Consider the following 6,888-nt stretch of genomic DNA (forward strand, 5'->3'; position numbering starts at 1 on the left):
GGGGAGGGGATCTCGGTGTCGACCTTGTCGGTGGAGACCTCGAGGAGCGGTTCGTCCACGGCGACCTCGTCGCCGACGGCCTTGAGCCAGCGGGTGACGGTGCCTTCGGTGACCGACTCGCCCAGTGCCGGCATGGTGACCGGGGTGCCCTCGCCGCTGCCACCCGAGGATGCGGGCTGCGCGGGGGCGGACTCCGCGGCGGGCTCCTCCGCGGGAGCCTCTTCGGCCGGTGCCTCTTCGGCAGCGGGTGCGGAATCTCCGCCGGCTTCCTCACCGGCGTCACCGATCACGGCCAGTTCGCCACCGATCTCGACCGTGTCGTCCTCTTGGGCGACGATCTTGACCAGCACGCCGGCTGCAGGCGACGGGATCTCGGTGTCGACCTTGTCCGTGGAGACTTCGAGCAGGGGCTCGTCGACTTCGACCGTGTCTCCTTCCTGCTTGAGCCATCGCGTGACAGTTCCCTCGGTGACGCTCTCACCAAGCGCTGGCATCTGGACGGAGAAGGCCATGTCTGTTGACTCCTCGACGGTTGTGTTCGTGTGTGTTGAGTTGTACCGACTCGTGGTCGCCGACCATTGTGTGGTCGTTGACCATTGTGCGCGGGGCAGGAACCCCGTGCCTGCTGGTTCACGTGTTCGGTCGGGCCGATACCGGCGGGGCATGGCCCCTCCCATCCTTGCACCTATCTTTCGGTGATGTTCGGGGAGGGGCGGATCACCTCACACCGGGGGTTCCGCTGTTGCCGATCACACCGGTCCTCTCCCTCGCCCCGGGCGGGGCCCGTCGGGAGAGGACCGGTGCGGGAGATCATCCGTTGGCGGCGACGTCCTCGATCACGGCGAGCATCGTGCGCACGGGCACGCCGGTGCCGCCCTTGCCGACGTAACCGAACGGTCCGCCGGTGTTGAAGGCCGGGCCGGCGACGTCGATGTGCGCCCACTGCACGCCCTCTGCGACGAACTCCTTCAGGAAGATGCCGGCCGTGAGCATGCCGCCCCACCGGTGGGGGGAGACGTTCGCGAGGTCGGCCACGCGGGACTCGAGATCACCGCGCAGTTCCTTCGGGAAGGGCATCGCCCAGCCGTTCTCGCCGACCTCCTGGGACAGCGCGGCCACGCGGTCGCGGAACTCGTCGTGACCCATGACGCCCGGCGTCCGGGTGCCGAGGGCGACCATCTGTGCGCCGGTGAGGGTCGCGGTGTCGATGAGGTAGTCGGGATCGTCCTCGCATGCGCGCACGATGGCGTCGGCGAGGATCAGGCGACCCTCGGCGTCGGTGTTGATGACCTCGACGGTGGTTCCGCCGTACTGGGTCAGCACGTCGCCCGGACGCTGCGCGGTCGACGACGGCATGTTCTCGGCCATCGGCACGGTCGCGGTGACGTCGGCGGCGACACCGAGCTTCGCGGCGAGCACGACGGTCGCGACGACCGCGGCGGCGCCGGCCATGTCGGAGGTCATCGCCTCCATACCCGCGGCGGGCTTGATGGAGATGCCGCCGGTGTCGAAGGTGATGCCCTTGCCCACGAGCGCGACCTTCGGGGCCTTGCGCTTCTTCGACGAGTAGGACAGGCGCACGAGACGCGGGGGACGCGACGAGCCCTTGCCGACGCCGACGATGCCGCCGAAGCCCTTCTTCTCGAGCGCCTTCTCGTCGAGGATCTCGACCTTCAGACCGGCGGCCTCGCCGAGTGCCTTCGCACGCTCGGCGAACTCGGCCGGGAACAGGTGGCTCGGCGGGGTGTTCACGAAGTTCCGGGCCGTCGCGACGGCCTCGGCGATCGCGACGGAGCGGGAGAGCGCCGCCTTCGCCGCGCGGTCGCGGGTCGAGGGCACGAGCAGTTCCACCCGCGCGACCGGCTGCGCGTCCTCCTTGGGTGCGGACTTCTCCGACCGGAACTCGGTGTAGGTGTAGGCGCCGAGCGCGAAGCCTTCCGCCGCGGCACCGAGGTCGACGGCGGACAGCGTGGTCGCGACCGTCTCCACACCCGTCAGTGCGCGTGCCGCGGTACCGGCGGAGCGACGGACCTGCTCGGCGTCGATCTTGTCGGCGTCGCCGAGTCCGACTGCGAGCACGCTCGCCACGGGCAGGGAGGCAGGGGCCGGTACGCGGGTGAGCTCCTCGCCGCGGCCCTTCGTGCCCACGGCGACCAGGGCGTCGAGCAGTTCACCGAGAACCGCTTCGTCGATCGGTGCGTCGCCCGCGAGGATCTCGGGGGTGCCGTCGGAAGAGGTCACGCCGATCACCAGGACATCGGCTCGTTTGGAAACCGAACCGGCGAGAACGAGTTCGGGAAGATCGGGCGTGGGTGCACTCACAGGGCATCTCCTTGGAGCTGGGTCGGGAACGAGCGTGTCGTTCTCTTGCGGCGTCGTTCGGTGCGAGGGGAATCGCCTCGATGCCATCGACCCTAATGACAACGACGCCCGGCGTCGCTGTCGGACACGATGGCGGTGGGATAGCGTCGTACGCCATGAGCGACGAGGAACTGAAGCAGGGCCCCATCCACACCGTGCACGTCGAACTCGGTGCGACCTTCGCTTCATTCGGCGGCTGGGAGATGCCGGTCTCCTACGCCGGGACGGTCGCCGAGCACACGGCCGTGCGCGAGAACGTGGGACTGTTCGACGTCAGCCACCTGGGCAAGGCGCTCGTCGCCGGACCGGGTGCCGCCCAGTTCCTCGACACCACGCTCAGCAACGACCTCACCCGGATCGGTCCCGGCAAGGCGCAGTACACGCTGTGCTGCACCGAGAACGGCGGTGTCGTCGACGACCTGATCGTCTACCACGTCTCCGACGACGAGCTCTTCCTCGTTCCGAACGCGGCCAACACCGCAGCGGTCGTCGAGGCGCTGGCCGCCGCGGCACCGGCCGGCGTCACAGTGACGAACCAGCATCGCGACCACGCGGTGTTCGCCGTCCAGGGGCCGAAGTCCGTCGAGGTCCTCGAGGCGCTCGGCCTGCCCACCGACATCGCCTACATGAGCTTCGCCGACGCCGAGTACGAGGGTGCTCCGGTGCGCGTGTGCCGCAGCGGGTACACCGGTGAACGCGGCTACGAGGTGCTGCCGCGCTGGGACGACGCCGAACGCGTCTTCCGTGCCCTGCTCGATGCCGTCCGCGCCCAGGGTGGTCAGGCCGCCGGTCTCGGCGCCCGCGACACCCTGCGCACCGAGATGGGCTACGCGCTGCACGGGCACGAGCTCTCGGTCGACATCTCCCCGCTCGAGGCGCGGGTCGGCTGGGCCGTGGGCTGGAAGAAGCCGCAGTTCTGGGGTCGCGAGGCGCTGGTCCGCGAGAAGGAGGCGGGCCCGGCGCGGAAACTGTGGGGTCTGCGGGCACTCGACCGCGGCGTCCTGCGTCAGGATCTGACCGTGCGACGCGACGGCGACGAGGTCGGGCGGACCACCTCGGGCACCTTCTCTCCGACCCTCAAAATCGGCATCGCCCTCGCGCTCCTCGACACCTCCGCCGGACTCGAGCCGGGCGACGAAGTGACCGTGGACGTGCGCGGACGATCGCTGCGTGCCGAAGTGGTGGCTCCGCCGTTCGTCGAGGACCACACCAGATAACGGTTTTGCGGGCGGTTGTACCATTGTCGTCCATGACAGGTGTCCTCGAATTCGCCCGCGTCCAGCATCCTTCACCGAGCTCTGCGGAGCGGCGACAGGAGATTCTGTCGAATCCCGGATTCGGGCAGCACTTCACCGATCACATGGTGTCGATCACCTACACCGACGGAATCGGCTGGCACGACGCGAAAGTCGAGCCGTACGCGCCGATCCCGCTCGACCCGGCCGCGATGGTCCTGCACTACGGGCAAGCGATCTTCGAGGGCCTCAAGGCCTATCGCCAGGCCGACGGCAGCATCGCGTCGTTCCGCGTGACCGCCAATGCCGCGCGCATGAACCGGTCCGCGGAGCGGCTCGCGATGCCGTACCTGCCGCCGGAGCTGTTCGTGAAGGCGATCACCGAGCTGGTCGAGGTCGACAACGAGTGGGTTCCCGCCGCCGGCGGCGAGGATTCGCTCTACCTGCGTCCCTTCGCCTTCGCGACCGAGCCGGCTCTCGGCGTGCGGCCCGCGAAGGAGTACAAGTTCCTCGTCATCGCGTCCCCGGCGGGTGCCTACTTCCCGCGCGGCGTGAAGCCCGTCAACGTGTGGCTCTCCCGCGAGTACGTGCGCGCCTCCCCGGGTGGCACGGGCGCCGCGAAGTTCGCCGGCAACTACGCGGCTTCGCTCGTCGCGCAGGCGCACGCTGCCGAGCAGGGCTGCGATCAGGTGGTCTGGCTCGACGCGATCGAGCGCAAGTACGTCGAGGAGATGGGCGGCATGAACCTGTACTTCGTGTACGGGTCCGGTGCCGACGCGCGTCTGGTCACCCCGGAGCTGTCCGGCTCGCTGCTCCCCGGCATCACCCGCGACTCGCTGCTCACCCTCGCCAAGGACTCCGGTCTCTCGGTCGAGGAGCGACGCATCAGCACCGACGAGTGGCGTGAGAAGGCCGGCAGCGGTGAGATCACCGAGGTGTTCGCGTGCGGTACCGCCGCGGTCATCACGCCGGTCGGCAGCGTCAAGGACAAGGACGGCGAGTTCACCATCGCCGACGGCGAGCCCGGCCCCATCACGATGGCCCTGCGCGACACCCTGACCGGCATCCAGCGCGGTACTTTCGCCGACACCCATGGATGGATGACGACGCTGCGCAAGTGACGTAGCCACGAACGCGAAGGGTGCTGCCGGATTTCCGGCAGCACCCTTCGTCGTTTCCGGACGCAGTGCGATCTAGAGCAAGGCCGCCGCAGCCACCGCGACGGCAGAGACCGTGCCCTCGGTGACCGCGCCGAGCACGTCGCCGTTCATGCCGCCGAAGCGCGCGACGCAGTGACGGGCGAAAAGCACCGAGGCGACCAGCACCACCGTGACGACGAGCGGTCCCGCCCAGAGCGGACCGGGCAGGCACACGAGCGACAGTGCCACCGCGGCCACCGTCCACACCGTGATCGGCACGACACCCTGCGTCCCCGCCACGAGCGAGCCGAAGCCGCTGCCGTGCGCTGCCGGGACACCGCGCCGGCACGCGACTACCACGGCCACACGTCCCGAGAAGACCGCGAACCCCACCGCCCACCACGCGTCGGTGTCGGCGAGCGCGCCGAACGAGGCGGCCTGCAGACCGAGGACGACGACGAGCGCCGCCACACCGAAGGGACCCGCGCCGCCGCTGTGCATCACCTCGCGCGCCCGTTCGGGCGGACCGTAGCAGCCGAGACCATCGGCGGTGTCGCTCAGGCCGTCGACGTGCATTCCGCGGGTGCCGACCGCCAGCACCCCGACACACACCAGGCCCGTCACCAGTGGTGGCGTCCCGACGGCGGAACCGATCAGGCAGACGGCCGTGGCCGCGGCGGCGAGTACGGCACCGGCGATCGGCGCCGCGGAGATCGCACGTCCGGCGACCGTCCGGTCGATCTCCGACGGGCCTCGCGCGGGCAGGACCGTCAACCACGACAGGGCCAGCGCGACCCCGCCGAGCCAGGCGCGGATCATCAGTCGGCGGTCGCCGGGGCGCTCTCGTCGCGGGTGCTCACACCCGCTTCGGAGAAGGTGGCCATCTGCGCGAGGATCGCGACCGCACCCTGCAGCACCGGCAGCGCCGTCACGGCTCCCGATCCCTCGCCGAGGCGCATACCGAGGTCGACGATCGGTTCGAGCCGGAGATGACGCAGCGCGATGGTGTGGGCGGGTTCGGCCGACCGGTGACCGGACACCCACCAGCGTGCCGCGCCGGGTGCGAGTTCCTCGGCGACCATCGCGGCGGCGGTGACGACGACCCCGTCGAGGATCACCGGCGTCCGGCGGACCGCGGCCTGCGCGAGGAATCCCGCCATCGCGGCGAAGTCCGCGCCACCGGCGGTGCGCAGCAGGGCGACGGGATTGCGTACGTGGGGCCGCGCCCGCCACATGGCGTCGCGGATCGCGGTGACCTTGCGCATCCACCCCGCGTCGTCGACGCCGGTGCCGCGGCCGACCGCGGCCACAGGTTCGGTGGAGGTGAGGATGGCGATGAGAACGGTTGCAGGAGTGGTGTTCCCGATCCCCATATCGCCCGCGACGAGCAGATCGGCGCCTTCGTCGACCTCGCGGTCGGCGAGCGCACGGCCGGCCTCGATCGCGCGGACCGTCTCGTCGTGCGTAAGCGCGTCCTCGCGGTCGATGCTGCCGCTCGAGCGACGGATCTTGAACTCGGACACCTCGGGGGAGGTGTCGCTCTCGACTGCCATGTCGACGACCCGCACTCCTGCGCCCGCGGCGGCGGCGAGCACGTTCACGGCGGCGCCACCCGCGGACAGGTTCGCCACCATCTGCGCGGTGACCTCCGGCGGATAGGCCGAGACCCCGTTGCGTGCGACGCCGTGGTCACCTGCGAAGACCACGACCCGCGGTCGGCGGAAGGGATGGGGCGGGACCTCGCCCTGGCAGGCGGCGACCCAGCACCCGAGTTCCTCGAGCCGTCCGAGTGAGCCGGCGGGTTTCGTCAGATCCCGCTGGCGTTCCTCGGCGGCGACGCGTACTTCGAGATCGGGTAGGTCGACGCGCGGGAACTCGACGTCGGCGGGGGAATCGGAACCGCTGGTCACAGGTCACCTCTCGGACGGATCTTCACGCGAGAACGCTATCAACCGCCCGGTCTGGCAGAAATTCGACGTTATGCGTCATCACTGCCACTTTTCGGCGATCGGGTTCGGTCGGAGGATCGAGACATGATCGAACTCACAGTCACCGTCCTGGTCCTGTCCACCCTGGTCATCGGTCTCGAGGTGCTCCGCCGGCGGACCGCTACCGCGCCGGCCTGGGTCCGGCGCGCACCCTGGCGGCTCCAC

Annotated in this window: 6 protein-coding genes; 2 read left to right on the forward strand and 4 right to left on the reverse strand. The window is 70.0% G+C overall.

Going from position 1 to position 6,888, the window contains the following annotated elements; all coding sequences use genetic code 11:
* Both ACLBYD_RS30155 and ACLBYD_RS30160 read right to left on the reverse strand, forming a co-directional pair.
* Nucleotides 1-512 (reverse strand): biotin/lipoyl-containing protein (locus tag ACLBYD_RS30155; protein ID WP_447819331.1); only part of this gene is annotated, 512 nt, incomplete at its 3' end.
* Nucleotides 513-810: 298 nt separating this feature from the next.
* Nucleotides 811-2,322: a leucyl aminopeptidase gene (locus ACLBYD_RS30160; RefSeq protein ID WP_258261245.1), complete on the reverse strand. Its 1,512-nt coding sequence runs from the start codon at nucleotides 2,320-2,322 to the stop codon at nucleotides 811-813.
* Nucleotides 2,323-2,477: 155 nt separating this feature from the next.
* Between ACLBYD_RS30160 and gcvT the strand changes: the two genes are divergently transcribed.
* Nucleotides 2,478-3,578 (forward strand): glycine cleavage system aminomethyltransferase GcvT, encoded by a 1,101-nt coding sequence (gene gcvT, locus ACLBYD_RS30165; RefSeq protein ID WP_447819332.1) that lies wholly within the window; start codon nucleotides 2,478-2,480, stop codon nucleotides 3,576-3,578.
* A 32-nt stretch (nucleotides 3,579-3,610) separates the two neighbouring features.
* Nucleotides 3,611-4,717, forward strand: a complete 1,107-nt coding sequence (locus ACLBYD_RS30170) for a branched-chain amino acid aminotransferase (RefSeq protein WP_258261247.1) — start codon at nucleotides 3,611-3,613, stop codon at nucleotides 4,715-4,717.
* 72 nt (nucleotides 4,718-4,789) lie between these two features.
* On the opposite strand, the gene ACLBYD_RS30175 is transcribed toward ACLBYD_RS30170, so the two are convergent.
* Both ACLBYD_RS30175 and cobT read right to left on the reverse strand, forming a co-directional pair.
* Nucleotides 4,790-5,554, reverse strand: coding sequence for an adenosylcobinamide-GDP ribazoletransferase (locus tag ACLBYD_RS30175; RefSeq protein ID WP_447819333.1), 765 nt, complete (start codon nucleotides 5,552-5,554; stop codon nucleotides 4,790-4,792).
* Nucleotides 5,554-6,645 (reverse strand): nicotinate-nucleotide--dimethylbenzimidazole phosphoribosyltransferase, encoded by a 1,092-nt coding sequence (gene cobT / locus ACLBYD_RS30180; RefSeq protein WP_447819334.1) that lies wholly within the window; start codon nucleotides 6,643-6,645, stop codon nucleotides 5,554-5,556. The genes ACLBYD_RS30175 and cobT overlap by 1 nt, the downstream gene beginning before the upstream one ends.
* Nucleotides 6,646-6,888: the final 243 nt, after the last annotated feature.

This window comes from Rhodococcus sp. C26F (genome assembly GCF_053345925.1).